26 protein-coding genes and 1 pseudogene are annotated in these 16211 nt (G+C 60.4%); 15 read left to right on the top strand and 12 right to left on the bottom strand.

Going from position 1 to position 16211, the window contains the following annotated elements:
* Window positions 1–149 precede the first annotated feature (149 nt).
* The 4 genes from JQ587_RS09700 to JQ587_RS09685 all read left to right on the top strand — a co-directional run bounded on the left by JQ587_RS09700 (window position 150) and on the right by JQ587_RS09685 (window position 2674).
* Window positions 150–572, top strand: coding sequence for a His-rich protein BRANT (locus tag JQ587_RS09700; RefSeq protein ID WP_212425158.1), 423 nt, complete (start codon window positions 150–152; stop codon window positions 570–572).
* A 223-nt stretch (window positions 573–795) separates the two neighbouring features.
* Window positions 796–1191 carry a hypothetical protein gene (locus tag JQ587_RS09695; RefSeq protein WP_349629493.1) on the top strand — a complete coding sequence of 132 codons (396 nt, stop codon included), beginning with the start codon at window positions 796–798 and terminating at the stop codon, window positions 1189–1191.
* Between the two features lie 287 nt (window positions 1192–1478).
* Window positions 1479–2186, top strand: a complete 708-nt coding sequence (locus JQ587_RS09690; protein WP_212301656.1) for an outer membrane protein — start codon at window positions 1479–1481, stop codon at window positions 2184–2186.
* Window positions 2187–2431: 245 nt separating this feature from the next.
* Window positions 2432–2674, top strand: coding sequence for a DUF6719 family protein (locus JQ587_RS09685; protein WP_212301655.1), 243 nt, complete (start codon window positions 2432–2434; stop codon window positions 2672–2674).
* A 79-nt stretch (window positions 2675–2753) separates the two neighbouring features.
* Here JQ587_RS09685 and JQ587_RS09680 read toward each other — a convergent pair whose 3' ends face one another.
* Together JQ587_RS09680 and JQ587_RS09675 are read right to left on the bottom strand one after the other, a co-directional pair.
* The gene (locus JQ587_RS09680) at window positions 2754–3008 is read right to left on the bottom strand and encodes a hypothetical protein (protein ID WP_212301654.1); all 255 of its coding nucleotides are present in this window, start codon (window positions 3006–3008) and stop codon (window positions 2754–2756) included.
* 287 nt (window positions 3009–3295) lie between these two features.
* Window positions 3296–3688 carry a hypothetical protein gene (locus tag JQ587_RS09675; protein ID WP_212301653.1) on the bottom strand — a complete coding sequence of 131 codons (393 nt, stop codon included), beginning with the start codon at window positions 3686–3688 and terminating at the stop codon, window positions 3296–3298.
* A 105-nt stretch (window positions 3689–3793) separates the two neighbouring features.
* Between JQ587_RS09675 and JQ587_RS09670 the strand changes: the two genes are divergently transcribed.
* The 7 genes and pseudogenes from JQ587_RS09670 to JQ587_RS09640 all read left to right on the top strand — a co-directional run bounded on the left by JQ587_RS09670 (window position 3794) and on the right by JQ587_RS09640 (window position 10139).
* The gene (locus JQ587_RS09670; protein WP_212301652.1) at window positions 3794–3958 is read left to right on the top strand and encodes a hypothetical protein; all 165 of its coding nucleotides are present in this window, start codon (window positions 3794–3796) and stop codon (window positions 3956–3958) included.
* Between the two features lie 313 nt (window positions 3959–4271).
* Window positions 4272–5969 (top strand): methyl-accepting chemotaxis protein, encoded by a 1698-nt coding sequence (locus JQ587_RS09665; protein ID WP_212425156.1) that lies wholly within the window; start codon window positions 4272–4274, stop codon window positions 5967–5969.
* 270 nt (window positions 5970–6239) lie between these two features.
* The gene (locus JQ587_RS09660) at window positions 6240–6959 is read left to right on the top strand and encodes a class I SAM-dependent methyltransferase (protein ID WP_212301650.1); all 720 of its coding nucleotides are present in this window, start codon (window positions 6240–6242) and stop codon (window positions 6957–6959) included.
* A gap of 80 nt (window positions 6960–7039) precedes the next feature.
* Window positions 7040–7729, top strand: coding sequence for a class I SAM-dependent methyltransferase (locus JQ587_RS09655; protein WP_212301649.1), 690 nt, complete (start codon window positions 7040–7042; stop codon window positions 7727–7729).
* Window positions 7730–8555: 826 nt separating this feature from the next.
* Window positions 8556–8660, top strand: a pseudogene (locus JQ587_RS37150) (PEPxxWA-CTERM sorting domain-containing protein); the annotation flags it as partial.
* A gap of 740 nt (window positions 8661–9400) precedes the next feature.
* Complete coding sequence (locus JQ587_RS09645; RefSeq protein WP_212425155.1) at window positions 9401–9607, top strand: hypothetical protein; 207 nt, start codon at window positions 9401–9403, stop codon at window positions 9605–9607.
* Window positions 9608–9614: 7 nt separating this feature from the next.
* Window positions 9615–10139: a hypothetical protein gene (locus tag JQ587_RS09640; protein WP_212425154.1), complete on the top strand. Its 525-nt coding sequence runs from the start codon at window positions 9615–9617 to the stop codon at window positions 10137–10139.
* Window positions 10140–10165: 26 nt separating this feature from the next.
* Here the strand turns inward: JQ587_RS09640 and JQ587_RS09635 are convergent, their stop codons facing one another.
* From JQ587_RS09635 to JQ587_RS09620, 4 genes are read right to left on the bottom strand one after another with little or no spacing between them, the layout of a single operon-like run.
* Complete coding sequence (locus tag JQ587_RS09635; RefSeq protein WP_212425153.1) at window positions 10166–10510, bottom strand: hypothetical protein; 345 nt, start codon at window positions 10508–10510, stop codon at window positions 10166–10168.
* A complete protein-coding gene (locus JQ587_RS09630; RefSeq protein WP_212425152.1) occupies window positions 10507–10905 on the bottom strand; it encodes a hypothetical protein in 399 nt (132 codons plus the stop codon). The genes JQ587_RS09635 and JQ587_RS09630 overlap by 4 nt, the downstream gene beginning before the upstream one ends.
* A 1-nt stretch (window position 10906) precedes the next feature.
* Window positions 10907–11218 (bottom strand): hypothetical protein, encoded by a 312-nt coding sequence (locus tag JQ587_RS09625; protein ID WP_212425151.1) that lies wholly within the window; start codon window positions 11216–11218, stop codon window positions 10907–10909.
* A 15-nt stretch (window positions 11219–11233) separates the two neighbouring features.
* Window positions 11234–11527: a hypothetical protein gene (locus tag JQ587_RS09620; RefSeq protein ID WP_212425150.1), complete on the bottom strand. Its 294-nt coding sequence runs from the start codon at window positions 11525–11527 to the stop codon at window positions 11234–11236.
* 213 nt (window positions 11528–11740) lie between these two features.
* Here JQ587_RS09620 and JQ587_RS09615 point away from each other — a divergent pair, with 213 nt between their 5' ends.
* A complete protein-coding gene (locus tag JQ587_RS09615) occupies window positions 11741–12097 on the top strand; it encodes an H-NS family nucleoid-associated regulatory protein (RefSeq protein WP_212425149.1) in 357 nt (118 codons plus the stop codon).
* Window positions 12094–12288, top strand: a complete 195-nt coding sequence (locus tag JQ587_RS09610; protein WP_212425148.1) for a hypothetical protein — start codon at window positions 12094–12096, stop codon at window positions 12286–12288. The genes JQ587_RS09615 and JQ587_RS09610 overlap by 4 nt, the downstream gene beginning before the upstream one ends.
* 9 nt (window positions 12289–12297) lie before the next feature.
* Here the strand turns inward: JQ587_RS09610 and JQ587_RS09605 are convergent, their stop codons facing one another.
* Window positions 12298–12939, bottom strand: coding sequence for a hypothetical protein (locus JQ587_RS09605; protein WP_212425147.1), 642 nt, complete (start codon window positions 12937–12939; stop codon window positions 12298–12300).
* Between the two features lie 83 nt (window positions 12940–13022).
* Here JQ587_RS09605 and JQ587_RS09600 point away from each other — a divergent pair, with 83 nt between their 5' ends.
* Window positions 13023–13322 carry an H-NS family nucleoid-associated regulatory protein gene (locus JQ587_RS09600; protein ID WP_212425146.1) on the top strand — a complete coding sequence of 100 codons (300 nt, stop codon included), beginning with the start codon at window positions 13023–13025 and terminating at the stop codon, window positions 13320–13322.
* On the opposite strand, the gene JQ587_RS09595 is transcribed toward JQ587_RS09600, so the two are convergent.
* The 5 genes from JQ587_RS09595 to JQ587_RS09575 all read right to left on the bottom strand — a co-directional run bounded on the left by JQ587_RS09595 (window position 13319) and on the right by JQ587_RS09575 (window position 15604).
* Window positions 13319–13522: a hypothetical protein gene (locus JQ587_RS09595; protein WP_212425145.1), complete on the bottom strand. Its 204-nt coding sequence runs from the start codon at window positions 13520–13522 to the stop codon at window positions 13319–13321. The two genes, JQ587_RS09600 and JQ587_RS09595, sit on opposite strands and share 4 nt — an antisense overlap.
* A 487-nt stretch (window positions 13523–14009) precedes the next feature.
* A complete protein-coding gene (locus JQ587_RS09590; RefSeq protein ID WP_212425144.1) occupies window positions 14010–14315 on the bottom strand; it encodes a hypothetical protein in 306 nt (101 codons plus the stop codon).
* Window positions 14316–14691: 376 nt separating this feature from the next.
* Window positions 14692–14982, bottom strand: coding sequence for a hypothetical protein (locus JQ587_RS09585; RefSeq protein WP_212425143.1), 291 nt, complete (start codon window positions 14980–14982; stop codon window positions 14692–14694).
* Between the two features lie 228 nt (window positions 14983–15210).
* A complete protein-coding gene (locus JQ587_RS09580; protein ID WP_212425142.1) occupies window positions 15211–15426 on the bottom strand; it encodes a hypothetical protein in 216 nt (71 codons plus the stop codon).
* Window positions 15416–15604, bottom strand: coding sequence for a hypothetical protein (locus JQ587_RS09575; protein WP_212425141.1), 189 nt, complete (start codon window positions 15602–15604; stop codon window positions 15416–15418). Before JQ587_RS09575 ends, JQ587_RS09580 begins: the two co-directional genes overlap by 11 nt.
* Window positions 15605–15706: 102 nt before the next feature.
* Here JQ587_RS09575 and JQ587_RS09570 point away from each other — a divergent pair, with 102 nt between their 5' ends.
* Entirely contained in the window at window positions 15707–16084 is a 378-nt protein-coding gene (locus tag JQ587_RS09570) for a hypothetical protein (RefSeq protein ID WP_212425140.1), read from the top strand.
* Window positions 16085–16211: the final 127 nt, after the last annotated feature.

Below are 16211 nucleotides of genomic sequence, written 5' to 3'. Positions count from 1 at the left end.
CCCGGCAAGATGACAAACTTGTCATCCAGATGAACGGAAGCCTGCTACGCGCTTCAGAACGGGTTCAGCGCAGGCGATCTAGGCTCTCCCCATGATCGAAGAGTAGGCGAGAGGGCGCCGCCTCAAGATCTTTCCAAGAGGAGACAATCATGTTGAAGACCATTTCCGCAGCCTTGCTCGCAGCCTCCGTCATCGCAGCCCCGGCCTTCGCCGCTGAAGCCGGCAAGACCACGACAACTGCACCGGTGATCAAGGCGGACCAGGCCCAGAGCAAGGTGTCGACCACCGCCGCCAAACCCGACACCGGCGTCAAGGCTGACGCCAAGACCTCCGACGCCAAGACTTCCGACGCCAAAACTTCCGGCGCCAAGTCGGGTGCCAAGCCGGACGTGAAGGTCGATGCCAAGGTCGATACCAAGGCGAAGGCGATGAACGCCAATGCCGCGATTACGCCCGACGAGCACAAGACCGTGCGGACGCATCGCCATCACCACAAGCATCTGTCAGCCAAGAAGTCGCTCAAGGCGCAGCCGGACATCGGCAAGCCGGTGACGATCGAGAAGCGCAGCTAACGACTGATCCTGCGGGGGCGGCATCCATTGCCCGCCGCCTCGTGCGGAGTTCAGGCCCGGCCCGTTTCGTCATGCCCCGCGCGAGAGCGCGAGGCACTGGCGGCGGGCCGGTGCGCCGTTTGCGGAAGCGAATTCCCTTTGTGCAACCTTGGAGCTAGAACGTCTCCGAAACTGTCTTGCCGGAGAATTTGATTCCTTGGGGCGATTGGCTAAACGCGCGGCGATCTTGGTGCTGCCCTTGGTGCTTACGGCCTGTTTCGGCAGCGATGGCGACCGTCCATCTCTGGTGGACGGGGGCCAGGCCGGCGGGCCGCAGCCGTTTCCCGACAATTTCCGTGGCGACACGCTGGCCCTGATGCGCACCTACTTGAACAATCCGGTCGGGGTGCGCGATGCCAGCATGGCCGATCCGGTGTTGCGCGAGGTCGGCGGGCGACAGTTCTATATCAGCTGCCTGCACTTCACGCCGCGCGAGACCGACGGCAGCTATAAGGTGATGCGCGAGCGCGCTGTCGTCTTCGTCAATGGCCGCGGCGACCGCGTCGTCGATCGCACCAATGAGCTCTGTGCAGGCGCGGTTTACGCACCCTTTCCAGAACTGGAAAAGATGGCGAGGTAGCGCAAAGCCCGCTTTCATCGGGCCGTGCTAGGACAGCAGCCGCCGGAGCCGCTGGATCACATTTTGGCGAGCTTTGAACGGGGCGGTTTTGCCTTGCGACAAATCGTTACAGCTGAATTTGCGCGAACGACAGGATCGATCGCCGCAAGTCGACGTGACGGAACAAAATCGCGTTGTTGCCGCCCCGTCACAGTAACGAACGATCAACGTTCCGGCATCGCCGCGAAGCAACCCAATTCACGCCACGTTGTTTCCTGAGTGTCGTTAATGAAAGAACGGGGACGATCATGAAGAAGATCTTGCTGGGCGCTGTCGCTCTGCTTGCGCTGGCCGGGCCGGCCGCAGCAGCCGACATGCAGCCGCGCACCTACGCCAAGGCGCCGGCCTACACGCCGCCGCAGGTGATCTACAACTGGACCGGTTTCTATATCGGCGGCCATGTCGGCGGCGCCTTTGCCGGCGACAACACCTTCCAGTCCAGCGACGCCCGCTTCATGGGCGGCGTGCAGGGCGGCTTCGACTATCAGTTCGCCCCCAATTGGGTGGTGGGTATCGAGGCGCAGTATTCCTGGCTGCCGACCAACAACAACGGTGCTACGTTCCCGCTGGGCACGCAGGTGACGTCCAATACCGACCAGATCGGGTCGGTGACCGGCCGCATCGGCTACACCTGGGGCCCGACGCTCCTCTATGCCAAGGGCGGTTACGCCTGGCGCAATGGCGGCCTCGGGGTCAACGTCGCCGGCGTGCCGCAGACCTTTACCGCCACCGGCAACAGCAAGGACGGCTATACCGTCGGCGCCGGCCTCGAATACATGTTCGCTCCGAACTGGTCGGCCAAGGCCGAGTACCAGTACTATAATTTCGGCAGCACCACCTTCACCTCCGGTCCGGCCGACATTGTCGGCGTCCGCGGTCGGGATGACGAGCATACCGTCAAGGTCGGTGTGAACTACCGCTTCGGCTGGGGCGGTCCGGCGGCCTCGCGCTATTGACCCGCCGAGAACAAGCACAACCACGATCTCGCAAAGGCCGGCCTCGCGCCGGCCTTTCGTTTGCCCGGCCCCCCGTTTGTATTGCGTGAACCATCTGGCGCGTCATTTGCAGACAAACAGTCTGGCGCGCGCCTTCTCACGCGTGTCACGGGGAGCGGGTAAAGCAAAAATAATTTTTGCGACTTACGGAACTCGCGCTTCGGATAGCGTTATTACTGAATTGCCGGGCTGGTGGGACAACGAATATGCGTATCTTGGCGTCGGTGGTGGTGGTCTCGTGCTTCGTCGCCCTGCCGTGCTCTGCTCAAACAATCCTCAAATCCGAGCCTCTGATGTTGGCACCTTACGAGGTCGCCTTCGTGAAGGACGTCTCCTGTCCGTCCGGCAAGGTGCTAAAGGTGACCGGGGCGATCCGCGGGCTGCACCGTCGCAAGGCTTGCGTGGCGCTCGCGGGTGAGCAGGCCTCGCTGGCGACCGCGACGCCTTGAGGCATGATCTGGGAGAGCGCGAAGCGGTTTTCCGAAAGGACTATGCGACCTGGCTTAGCTTCCGCTCTTCGGCCGGGCCTCACGAGTTGAGCTGAAGCTCCATTCTGGACTCCCGTTCGGCATCCGCCTTGTTCTTGGCGGGGTCTTCGCCTTGGGCGGCCCGGCACGATTTGATCTCATAGTCGTTGTCGAGCACCCGGCGCGGACCCTGCCGCTCCTCGTCGGTGCCGACGTCTACGACCAGGCCGCTCCGCTGCGCGAGTTTCCAGACGTCGGCTTCGCTCGGATAGGCTTTGCTGATCTGGCTGTCGTTGCAGAACAGGGCGTAGGGCATGCTTCCCGCTCCCGGAAAGCGCATTAACGGCGTAACGGGGCGAGGGTTCCGGGTCGATCACGGGGGGCGTGATCGGAGGTGCCGGGTAGCCGGGCCCTGAGTCCTTAACGAGTCCTGAATCCGCGAAAAAAGATACTTTGGGACTCGTTTGGCGGAATCAGCAGATGTTTCCGGCCATGACGACCGACCTGAAAACCTGCTGCGGGCACATGCTACTGCCACTGACGCTGGCACTGTTCGGCGCCTGCGCAGCCAATCTCTGGCTGGTATGGTCCTGGCTGTAGGTCTTACTTCAGGGCCGGTGGCCGCGGCTCCGGATCGCGAATGGCGGCGCGTAGCTTGGTCAACGTCGCCGCGCAATATTCCTCGCGCTCGCGCTCGAAGCGCTCCTGATGCTTTCTGAAATTGGCGATGCGGACCTGCATCTCGCTGCGGAAGTCGCCGTTCCTTGACGGGGAGGCGAGCAAGGGCTGGGCCGGCGGGGCAGTCTGCTGCGGCGGTTCGGCGTGTGGCGGTTCGATCGTGACCGCCACGGCCTGGACGGAGACGATCTCTGCGGCCAGGACTGGCGCAACCGCAACGGTATCCGGCTGACGAAAATCGTCCTTCCTTCCGGACACGGATTGCACGAAGGCCAGTGTCTGCGCGATCAGCGCGTCGCGCTCCCTGATCCACTTCATCGTCCACCACCCTGTTGGAGCTATTCCATCAAAGCCCGGGCGCCGAATCAAGCAGACTGTCTGGGAGGGATTGCATATTTTTCCCGAACGCCCGACATTGGATGAATGGACTCCAAGGTCGACCCGCCGGATGAAGCACAGGGCTTACGGCTCGTGCGTGCTTTTCTCTCGCTGCCGCCCGACAAGCGGGCGGAGGTGATTGCATTCGTCGAAGATCTGGTGCGCGCCCATACCCGGCCGAACGACGGCCAGGAGATTTCCCCGCCCTGACCAATCGCTAGCGCTGGCGCGGATGGGGTTTGCATACAAGGGTGCGACCCCACTCCAGACCGATGCTGGCGATTGTCGATTTGTCTGATGTCGGCAATCTGTTTCCGAGGAGGCTCTCTGATAGGAGCAGCGGCCCGGCGCGCCTCGAAGGACAGCTGAAGCTTACGCGAGGCTTACGGGGCGGCCTTGGCGTGGGTGGTTTTCCGTAACCTGATTAATGACACCTACTATCAAATCTTAACCGTCACGCGGTTCCAATGCGACCGCCGGACTGTTCCGGTTCTGGAACCGGGTGATTGGTTAGGCAGCTGAGATGAGCTTTTTGAACAATTTGAAGATCGTGTTGAAGGTTGCGCTGATCGTGACCACGATGGGCGTTGCCCTGGTCGCCGTCGCGGCCTTCGGCATCCGCGAGCTGTCCGCGACCGTCGACGGCTTCAGCGAGCTTACCGCCATGCAGTCAGCGGCCCTCAACCTCACGCGCACTCAGCGCCGCATCGAGACCTATCATGCGGCGCTCTATGCGGTGTTTACCGAGACGACCGAAGCAGGCAACGCCAATCGCCTCAAGGTCGCGAACCAGAACCGCAATGAAGTCGGCCAGTTTCTGAACGCTGCGGAGCAGGACGATCCGGCGCGGGCCGGCGAGACGAAGAGCGTCGGCGCGCAGCTGACGGCCGCCTTCGCAGGTTGTGATCCGGTGCTCCAGGCCGGCGCAGCCGCGAGCAGCCCGGAGGAAAATGCCAAGGTCGCCGATCGTGCTCACAAGGAGTGTGACCCGCTGATCGATGCGGCTCTTGAGCGCATTGCCAAGTTCACAGCCGATACGTCCAAGGCCGTGACCAAGCGCAAGGAAGCCATCGAGCGTGACGCAAAGTCTGCAATCTGGACCGTGATGAGCGTCAGCGCCGGCGGCCTGATCGTCGGCATCGCGATCGCGCTCTTCATCGGCCTTGTGGCGATGTCGAAGCCGATTGCCCGGCTCAAGCTCGCCATGGAGGGTTTGGCACGCAATGACCTCAAGACCGAGGTGCCCGAGAAGGATCGCCGCGACGAGATCGGCGAGATGGCGAGGACGGTCGAGGTGTTCAAGACCAACGCGCTCGAAGTGGAGCGGCTCAAGGCGGCGCAAGTGGAAGCCGAGAAGCACGCTGCCGAGCAGCGCCGCCGCGACATGTTCAACCTGGCTGATGGTTTTGAGCGTGCGGTCGGCGAGATCATCGACACTGTCGGATCTGCCTCCACCGAGCTCGAAGCGTCGTCCTCGACGCTGGCCACCACCGCGCAGCGCGCGCAGGAGTTGACCTCGGTGGTCGCGGTTGCCTCGGGTGAGGCCACGGGCAACGTCCAGTCGGTCGCGACCGCCACGGAAGAATTGTCGTCTTCGGTCAACGAGATCAGCCGGCAGGTGCAGGAATCCGCGCGGATGGCGAGCGAGGCCGTCAACCAGGCGCGCACCACGACCGAGCGGGTCAGCGAGCTCTCGATCGCGGCGACGCGCATCGGCGACGTCGTCGAGCTGATCAACACGATCGCGGGCCAGACCAATCTGCTGGCACTGAACGCGACCATCGAGGCGGCGCGGGCCGGCGAAGCCGGCCGCGGCTTCGCCGTCGTCGCCTCGGAGGTCAAGACGCTGGCCGAGCAGACCGCGAAAGCGACCGGCGAGATCAGCCAGCAGATTTCCGGCATCCAGAATGCCACCCAGGAATCAGTGACGGCGATCCGCGACATCTCCGCGACCATCGAGCGGCTGTCGGAAGTGTCCTCGACCATTGCCGCAGCCGTCGAGGAGCAGGGGGCTGCGACCCAGGAAATCTCGCGCAACGTGCAGCAGGCCGCGCACGGCACCCAGCAGGTCTCGACCAACATCACCGACGTGCAGCGCGGCGCGGCCGAGACCGGTTCGGCGTCCTCGCAAGTGCTCTCGACCGCGAAGATGCTGGCCACCGACAGCACCCGGCTGAAGGACGAAGTCGGAAAATTCCTGCAGACGGTGCGTGCGGCCTGAGCCCGCGCGACGTACGAGAATCCGGCGGCCTTGCGCCGCCGGCGCGCCGCAGGTCCTATTGCGGCAGCAGAAGCGCCATCGCGATCGCGAAAAGAAAAACCGTCGCGACGACAGCTGCGACCGCTCCGGCGATGATCTTGGCGTTATCCCGGCTGGTGGAGGGAGGCATGCAACGTGCATGCTACCTCATGTTGAACTCCGATCCAATTTGTGGTCAGTAGCCATCCCGCGCTTTTTGCGCGACGAATATCCAGTCCTGAAGGCCAGGCTATGAGCGGTGACGTCAGTGACGGCTGGGCCGCCTCCGCGTCTGCATGGATTGTCGAGCAGGGCGAGCACGGCGACTATGGCCGCCGTTTCGTGCTGGATGCACCGATGCGGGCGCGTGTCGAAGGCCGCGGTTTCCGCAATGCGCTCGATGTCGGCTGTGGGGAAGGGCGCTTCTGCCGCGTCATGCAGCGCGCTGGCATCCGCACCACCGGCATCGATCCGACCGAGGCGCTGCTCGCGCGTGCCAGGGAGCTCGACCCTGATGGCGATTACCGGCTCGGCCGTGCCGAGACGATGGAGGTCGAAGCGGAGTTCGATCTCGTCGTCAGCTATCTCAGCCTGATCGACATGCCCGATCTCGCCGCGGCGATCGGCAAAATGGCGGCGGCGCTGAGGCTGGGCGGCACGCTGCTGATCGCCAATCTGACCAGCTTCAACACCGCGGGCCAGCCCGACGGCTGGACGCGTGACGGCAACGGCGCCCCGCGCTTCGCCATCGACCACTACATGGACGAGCGGCCGATCTGGGTCAGCTGGAGCGGCATCCGTGTCCAGAACTGGCATCGTCCACTCAGCACCTATATGACACTGCTGCTCGATCGCGGCCTCCAGCTGCGCTTGTTCGCCGAACCGCAGCCCACAGTCGGCAATCCCGACAGAATTGCCTATCATCGACGCGTGCCCTTCTTCCTCATCATGGAGTGGCAGAAGCCGGCTTGAGGCAGGAGGCTGATGATGTCGGACGCGACGCCACGTCTGTATGGTGAGCCGCGACGGAATCTTGACGCGAGTCCCATCCGATGATCGCCCATCGTCCCGCCGTGCTCGCCCATGAACGGTTCATTGCCGACCGCGAGAATTTTGCCGGTCTCGATCTCGCTGCGCGCTTCGAGCGGATCGAGCGGACGAATTTGTGGGGAGCTGCAACCTCGGTCTCGGGCCTCGGCTCGGAAAATCGCGCCACTGCTGCGATCCGCGAAGCGTTGCCCGGCTTGTTGCAGCGGCTCGGCGCGCGTTCGCTGCTCGATGCGCCCTGTGGCGATGCCGGTTGGATCGGCAGCATGAAGGCCGGCGTCGAGTATACCGGGATCGACATCGTGCCGTCGCTGATCGCGGCCAACACGGCGCGCGCGGCGCGGGGCGAAGTGCGTGGCCGCTTTCTCGTTGCCGACGTCACGCGCGATCCGCTGCCGAGGTGCGACGTGATCCTGTGCCGCGATTGCCTCGTGCATCTGAGCTTTCAGAACATCGTGCGCGCCATTGCCCGCTTTCGCGCGAGCGGCGCGCAATTCCTGCTGGCCACGACATTTCCCGAGTGGGACGACAATCGCGATTGCGAGGACGGCGACTGGCGCGCGCTCAACATGACGATGCCGCCGTTCAACTGGCCGTCGCCGCGGGAGCTGATCAACGAACGCTGCGACGAGGGCGACGGCGGCTGGCGCGACAAGAGCCTCGGGCTCTGGCGGCTTGCTCGAGGCTGGCGCTGATTCCGTCTGACGGGCCGCTCGGTCGTCATCGCCGCGAACTTTTCGAGCAGTCGAAGCATGTGTGGGGCGAGATCGGCGCGACAGTCGTCGAGCATCTGCACACATGGCAGTGTGCGAGGGCTTCAAGCTAAGAATGCGCATTTAAGTGCTGGAGGCGATGGGGCATTAAAGGCTGTATAATTTGTTGATCTTGTTGTTGATTTTTACGGTGAGGGGCTTCGGCGCCGTCATGCCAAAAAGGCATTGCCTGAATAAGAAAGTAAGCGTAGCCTAATATCAATTAAATAAAATTAAATGGAGGAAGTGAATGAAGGTTCAAAAACTTCTCACCATAGCTATCGGCGCCCTCGCGATTGCCGGGCTTGGCTCAATCTCAGGGGCGCACGCTGCTCCGATGGTCACCTACACTTGGACAACGACGAGCCAGGGTTTTGGCCCGCATTTGGGCCAGCCGTCCCTCGCCACCTTCGATGTCCCATTGAGCGACGTGCTCGCGGGCCTGATTCCGATGCTCGATGTGACCAATATCCAGGTAGCCTATCCCGGAATAACGTTGAACACTTTCACCGTCAGCGCGACGGGATTCGATTTTGCGGCCTACGTAAATCCCGCGAACGGGCAGTTTGTTTTCCACGACAATAATCAGGGTTTCGCGATTTTTGCTTCCGACAGCAGCGATCCGAATTTTAGCACGTTTGTGTCGATCCTCGCCGACAATCCGGTCTCGGGCGCCGTGAAAGATCAGTATAACGCACTCAACCACGGTGCGCCCTATGCCGGCTTCCCGACCGCCGGACACTGGACCGCAAGCTTCCCGGTGGTTGCGGCTGTGCCTGAGCCTTCCACTTGGGCAATGATGATGCTTGGGTTCGCGGGCGTGGGCTTCATGGCTTATCGCCGCAAATCAAGATCGGTACTGACGGTCAGCTGATCCGACGGGCATCAGCATCAGATCGAGGAGCGCCGTTGAGCGGCCCTTCTTCGTGAGGGGTGCCGTCGGGCGGCCTCGATGCGTGTAGTGAGGCCGGCTGAAGTAGCACATTGGTGCCGGCTGAGGGGATTGAACCCCCGACCTTCGGTTTACAAAACCACGACACACCTCGGCCACCGCAGTCCTATCAAGCTCTTAGCCGCTCCGGCATCGGCAGCAGAGGGCGCTGGAATGCACCGGGTGGCGCATAGTCGGGGACAGTTGGGGGACAGTCGGTCTGAAATGGAGAATTCCATTCTCCTCGGCTTCATGGGGATGGTGTAGGCGCCCATCCTCGGTACCAGCCGCATCGCCCGTGTCTGTCCGCACACCCTTCAACGCCCCCAGGGCGGTGGGGGTGGGGATAGCGCCGAAGGCGGGGCGTTCAATAAATCAGCTGCACACTCGGTGCGAGACCATCCACATGATGTGCAAGGCCATGGCCCATCCGGCAACGGCCGCACTGACCATCAGCCAGCAATCACGGTCAAAGCGTTTAAGGAACGTCGGCATAGGATTCTCCCTGCCCAATGGGCAGTGATTTGCGAATCGCCGTCAAGGCGTGAGTGGTCAAGCGAAATCAGCTTTTTCACCGCTTTCCCTCAACGCAAAGTTTCATCGGTGGATAGGATTCTGAACCTTGCACTTCGGTGAATCCGAGGATGATAGATGGTCTCCGTCTAAAAAACGGAGTGATTCGCATGAAAGCCCATTTGAAACGCTGGTGGGACGGCGAGTATGTCCCGCCCCAGAATGACCCTGGCAGCTCGCTGGTGTTTATCCAGGGCCACTACGAGAAGCACTGGTCATCGAAGGCCGCGCACCTCGTTGCCGACTTCTGGCTGAAGTACTGGCAGTGGTGCATGGGCTTCGGCCTCGCCGTCATCGGACTTATCCTCAAGCACTGAGACGTAAATGGCAGAAAAGCAAAGCCCCTTGGTGGAAGCCCTCACTCGGGCCCTGATACCTCCGCCTCCAGGTGAAGAGGAGAAGCGCGAGGTTTACGAACAGGCAGGGCGTGCCGTGATTGAACTATCGAACGCGGAAAACCTTCTGGCCGTCATCTTCTGCATCGTGAGCGGGCCGGTGCCTGTCGATGCCGCGAAGGAAATGTTTGCCTCTCAAGGGAGCTTCGACAGGAAGTCAAAGCTCGTTGACTTCATGATCCAGCACGCCGATAGGCCAAAAGAAACCGCCCTCTGGAAAGAGGTGTACAAGGAATTGAACACGCACCGGGGCGTCCGTAATCTCGTCGCCCACCAGCGCATGATTGTTAGCTACAACACCGATACGCCGGAAGCGGACGTTGCTCTTACGCCGCTGTTTCATTCCAAGAAGGGAAAGCGACTTAAAGCTACCGATATCAAATCGACGGCCGACGAGCTGAAAGATGTAAACGCGAAGCTATGGAAGCTTATAGGCGAACTTAGCGCTCCGTGACGTTCAGAGTTGCACGCGACGGTGTATCACGGTGCGGCTGGGGGCTGGGCCTCAAGGGTGGCGATGTAGGCGAGGAGCGTGCGGGCACGATTGTTGGTGAGTGCGAATCCACCATCGATTGACTCAAAACACTCCTGCACCTCCACACTTCGCACCGGGGCTTGCTGTGGGGATGGGCGGTTCATCGCTGCGACGAATGCGTGTAGGTGGGCGCCGGTCGTATTGAGGTCAGCAACGGCACATCCATCTGGCGATACCAAGCATACCCGTCGCTCGGTGATGCCCAGGCCGTTCACTTTTTCAAAGTGCTCGATGCCGTATCCGCCCGGCAACTCAGTCCGGCTCGGCGCTATGGTGTTTGGGGTGTTCATGCTTGTACATTCTGTTGTTGCTCTTGCGCGAAGTCGAACAAGCTCGGTTCGCGAAACTCTTCTGGCGTCTTGATGACGTAGACCTGGCGGGCCATGGCGATCGTGGCCGCACCTGACCAAAGGGGTTTTTCCTTAGTGATGTCGGGGTAAGGCCAGCCTCCCCAAATACGCAGGCCGCTGCTGTTGTAGTCGTAGGATGGCCTGTCCGGGCCACATCCTCCGCCCTGTCCGATTTCGAAGGCCAGTGCTTCTGCAACTTCCTCGTCAGTCATTGGAGACTTGGCACGCTTAGCCCAACGCTCTAAGGCACCGCTCATGCCAGCCGTGGCCCGGTTGAAAATGTAGAGCCTGTCCTCGGCGGTCAGCTCTCGGGATTGGTATTCGGGGAGCGCCACATCAACAGCCCTCCGCTTTGGCGAGGGCCGGAATGGCGTAATCATTCCAGGCTGTAATGACACGGTCAATGAAAGCCCGGCGCTCTTCATCAGTGGCGGTTGAAAGAAGGTTATGCTGGGTATGGGCAGCTCCAATCGCATTAAGAGCCTTTACTAAATCGTCAGTGGTATCAATCAGCGCATTCACTCGGCCAGCGTAATACTCAATCTCGGCCTTCGCGCTTGGGGATAGAAAGCCATAACCTCCTTTCATCATCCCGCCGTTCTGCATCGTCCAGTCAGTGAATAGGGTGCGTGCGTCGATATGTTTCAAAGCCCTCACTTTCTCTTATGCGTTCAAATACCGGCCAATAGTCTCGGCCCACATGGCATCAAAAAGCGTCTTGCCGTCTTTCTCGATGCTCAACACATCTCCACGGTAAGCATCACAGTTGCCGATAAAGGCGACGGCCTGCTCATAGTTATCAAAGCTAATGAGATTGGTTTGGATTGCCCGTGCGAGGTATTCATCCTCGGGTGCATCGCGCCAGACTGTGTAAGTCTCGGCGGGCGCGTCTTGATGTTGGGGAGCTGAGCGCGCAAGCTCGGCGTAGTTCTTATAACCGCAGTCGATGTAGTTCACGTGAGTTTCTTTCCTTAAGCCACTGAATCGTGCGCCGAAGGAAAAAGGCCGTCAATCAAATTCGGAAAAATAAAAGTGGGGCGGTGCTGTTCTTGCTTAAGGAAAGAGCACAAACCCCTGGCCTCCTCGAAAGGAACGGTTGGCCCAAAGCTCTCACACCCTTCCATTCTCGGCAAGCGCGCTTTAAGGTCTGGGCTTCGTTAAAGGTGCCTGATGAAGAAGCAGAAGCCGTTCAGTCCGCCTCCCGAGCATGAATTAGGCCGCAAGGTCATCCTGGGCTTCATGGGCCTTGGCGTCAATGACATGAAGTACACGCTCGAAGCCATGCATCGTGTATACGATAAGGCCCGTAAAGCTCATGACGAGATGATGGCGCACGAGCTGCGGCGCCTCGAAGTCGAGGAACAGAAAGCTGCGGGCATCAGGAAAACAAGGGCGAAGCCGAAGCCCACCCATCGCAGTAAGAAGGACCGCAAGCTGACCTGGACGGGCAGGGGCTCGATGCCGCGCTGGATGCGGGAGGAGATGAAGGCGCTGAAACTGAAGCCAGACGCGTTCTTGATAAAATGATGAAGGCGTTCCCGCAGCGCTATCAGGTATTCGTTGAGGCGCCCGAAGATCTTGATGGCCTCTGTGAGAGGGCTAGAGGGTGGGACCGCGATTACGAAATTGCCTACAGAGATAACGGCATCGAGTTTACCTTCGTTGACCGTGTGGCGGCTTTGAAGTTCTTACTCATCACCCGCTCACTTCAGCCTTGAAATTGCCTGTCACGTTTTTGGATGCGTTGACGGTGTACTCGGGTCCACATGCTCGATGAATGTGAGGCCGCCTTCACCGGTCGTCATCGTGTCCCAGATATCCAGGCCGGATTTCTCCACCATCACCTTCCAAAGCTCTTCGAGGTCAGCGCGTGCCTCAAACACGGAATCGGATGTGCATTCCGGCTCCCAACCCGCCAGCAGCTCGGCACCGCGGTCCAGCTCCTCATGGTAGCCAATCTCAACCTGGTCATACTCGGCATAGACCGGCTTACCGTGGGCCAGGGTGTCCCGCAGCACCTTCATCCGCTCCATGGACTTCAACGGCCGCTTGTCCAGCTCCACCGGGATGCTGAGTGCGCCGAACACCTTCTTCAGCTTCTTCGCAAAGCCCTCGCGCTCATCCCAATTCGGTAGCTTCCCGGCCTTCTCCAGCTCGTAGCCCATGAAGTTGACGTTGGCCTCGAACGTGAATGCCACCATCACCGCGCAGGCCATGCCGTCGAACATGATGGCGTCTCTGCTACCCCTGTCCAGTTTCTCCTGGATGTTGTCGGCAAAGTACATCGCGGCATGGGATAGGTCGTTGTGAACGAACACCCGCTTGGTCTTCTGAACCCGCGCTTTAATCTTCTTTTCCGGTTCGCTCAAAGCTGCACCTCTATGCCCCGCCAAGCCGGTTGGCCGTCTTCGGCGCAAAGCATAGCGTAGCTTTCGATACAGCGGGAGTTTGCATGGCCAGCATAGTCGCATCATTCAAAGCCCTCACACTGGACGAGATGATCGAGGCGTACCCGCAGATCACCGCCTTGCTGGCGGCGGCCAAAGACGCTCGGCGCCTCCAGTTGGAGTCCGAGATCAAGGCCCTTGGGTTCAAGCCGGGCGAGGGCAAGAGACCACCCTCGGCCGCAGTCAAGTATCGCAGCCTCCGCGACCCGTCCAAGACCTGGGCGGGCCGCGGTGCTGAACCAACCTGGCTGAAGGCCGAGATGGCGGAGAGCGGGAAATCTCTTGATGCTTTTAAAGCGGCTTAGTCCTCCCTGTTCTTGCCGACCGCGTAGATCATGAGGGCGGCGGCGCCGACCTCGAACGCGTGGGCATAGACGGCAACGAGCTGCTGCAAGTTGCTCAGGTCACCGGAGAGGATGGCAGCGGTCATCGCGAACCCGCCGAAGCCGGTCACGGTGGCCGCCGCAAGGTAGAGGCGGTGCAGAAAATTGTGGTCCTTAGTCAAAGCGGTCTCCATTCGAGGTGACAGCTTGCTGAAGGGCCAACGATGTCAAGGGGATACAAGAACATCGAGGAGCACCCCCCAGCAAAGCTGAAGGTTGATCCTCGAAGGCGCCGTCTCCAACGAGTAAGAAAACACTAATCGCAACTCGGCCGGGCTCCGGCCTAAGAGAAAACTCTATACCGACGGTGACGGCACCGCACCCCAGCTAACTCACTCCGAGTTCAGTCTGGGGTGTGACCGCTTATGCAGCGTGCAAGGCGGCTGCCGATAAAACTAGGGAGCGGGCGTTCTGGTTCAAGCCTGCCGCGAAAAATTTTTCAGAGGCCTCCGACCCGGTACTGGGCGTAGAGGGTCAGACCCAAGCCCACCCACAACGCGACTTGGATGGTCGTCAGGGCCCATAGGGGCAGCACTGGCAGCCAGCTCAACAGCGGGGACTTGGCGGCCCGTAGAAACATGCGCTCGTGAGCGCGGACGAAACGGGCAATCATCTCGCATATCCCTCTACAAACTCGTCCCCGAAAAGCCGGGCAAAACCTTCATAGGTCCACGGCGATGCCTTCGGACCAAACTCAATAGCGCAATCTGGCGTCATCGCGACGGCGGCGGCTGCAAGTTTCTTCACGAGGTCGAGCTGGGCGTTCGTCGGTCCACGGTCGGGATTAGGATAGAGCTTCACCCTGGCAACCCTGGCCCTCGTGAAGGACCGGTGCTCCTTGTAGGTCCCGTCCTCGTAGATGGTGAGGGTGGGCCTTCTCACGTCGTCATAGGCGAAGGAAACGTGCTTTGGCATGATGCACCTGAATCAAAAAGCCCCCGAGGGGGCAAAATAGGCCGAGCGTGGAATCTTTACGCTGGCAGGCCAATCACGAACGCTCCAGCAACCGTCTTGCGTAACCTATGCACTGGCCGGGCGTTACTCCGGCTGTCGTCATTAAGCTGCACGTTCGTCAGCCATTGGGTCGCTATTACGGTGCACCGTTATATAGCCAAGACGCCCACCAAACTGTGCGCTTCTACTTTCAGCGCCGCAGTGCCCAAAAAGAATGGCCCTCAACGGATTCACCGTCAAGGGCCAAGTAGTCCGCGCCGGGAGGAGAAGCGCGGTTGGGTTGGGGTTTCCCATCGAAGGAAGCTGCACCGCCTGGCCAGCACCCCAAGCTCGATGTTCACGTTGAGCAGAGGTCCGCGAACGGATGCTTTGTCGTGATGTTGCCGGGGAAGGGTGATGTCCCTTCCTTGAAGACAAGCTCCACAGTCGGGTCCAGGCTCGTGGCGACGTTCGCGAGATGCGCGATTGCCAGCCTCTGGTAGTCGTTCGGGAATTCTTCGCCGAACACGACGCCGACGCGGGTCTGCCGCTTTTCGAGATTGGTGAGCGCGATGATGTCGCCATTCATCTCGATGAAATGGGTATAGGTCGCGTGATTGCTCACGCGCTCAAACGTGATGCTCTGCATGATGATGTCTCGCTGGTGAGTGTGCGAGAATCTTGCGGGCGAAAATCGTATACCGCAACGAGCTTGAGAGGGCGTGAGAGCGCATAAGAAAGTCCCCCTCCGAAGAGGGGGAAGTCGTCAGCACCTTGCAAGGTCATCAGCTCTCAACGCGGATTCTATGAACCCACTCTCCGCGCCAGCGTGCCTATCCTGCTGCTTCGTGGGAGAAATCGCACTGACGAGCTTTCGCTATCCGAAGAGGTCGAGCTGCGGCGGCGCAGGTATATCGACGATGCCGTTGTCTTCTATGAACTTGGCGGTCGTCATGTCCTCGCTTGCCCAGGGGAAGAACAGGAGGCCGCAGGTCGGGCAAGGCGAGTTCTCCGGCTCCGGCGTTTCCCGGGTCCACTGCATCAGGTGGTCGCCGTTGCAGCGATACCAGTGGCGATGCATCTTAGTCGCCATCGATATCCTCATCGGCATAGTAGTTGTTGTCCGTCAGCACTTCCGGCCGGTAGTGGGAAAGCTTTTCGTCCTCACACTTCGGGCAGACCCTCGCGAGGGGGATACCGCGGGCATCATTTGACCAGCGGGAAGATAAGCCGCTGCCACATGGGCAGGGGCGTGCATCGTCGATCGCCATAAGCGTCTCCGCAGAAAAGGTTGAAGATGTTTGGTTGGTGCGACGAATCTTGCGCCGCCGGTCATTCGTCGTAAAGTCGAAAGATCGGGGGAGGATAGTCACATGCGCCTGGTACTGCTCACACTCGCAGCAATAATTAGTGTCGGGATAGGCGTCAGCACCGCCTACCAGTTCTACGTCTTGCTTTGGCAGCCTGCGCAGTGGGTCGAGGTAAGAGCGGAGGCAGGCTTTGCGAAAATGCTGCGCTATGCCTCGATTGTCGCGGCGATGATCGGCGTGGGCTACATGATATACAAGGGCGTTGAGGCAATGCTTTGGTGGATTCCGCGCAGCTGGGTCAACTTTGACGAAGATGGTGAGCCGCAATGGATCGGGCACAGCATCGCGGGACTGGTTGCCTTCGCTGGGGCGATATTGGTGATGACGAAGCTGGAAGAGCGCGCGATTGAGTTGGTGAACTCGCGCCGGAAACAGAGCTGAAATAATTTTCGGCAGAGTGCTTGCTGTATACGACTTCTCTCCGCAAGCTTTGCGGTGGGCGGTGAGCATGCACCCTCAACGCCCAGCGATTTCTTTTGGTGCATCGCTTAACAACGGAAAGAAGGTG

It is taken from the genome of Bradyrhizobium manausense, assembly GCF_018130615.1.
GTDB lineage: Bacteria > Pseudomonadota > Alphaproteobacteria > Rhizobiales > Xanthobacteraceae > Bradyrhizobium > Bradyrhizobium manausense_A.
This window is presented reverse-complemented; position numbering and strand designations above follow the sequence as displayed.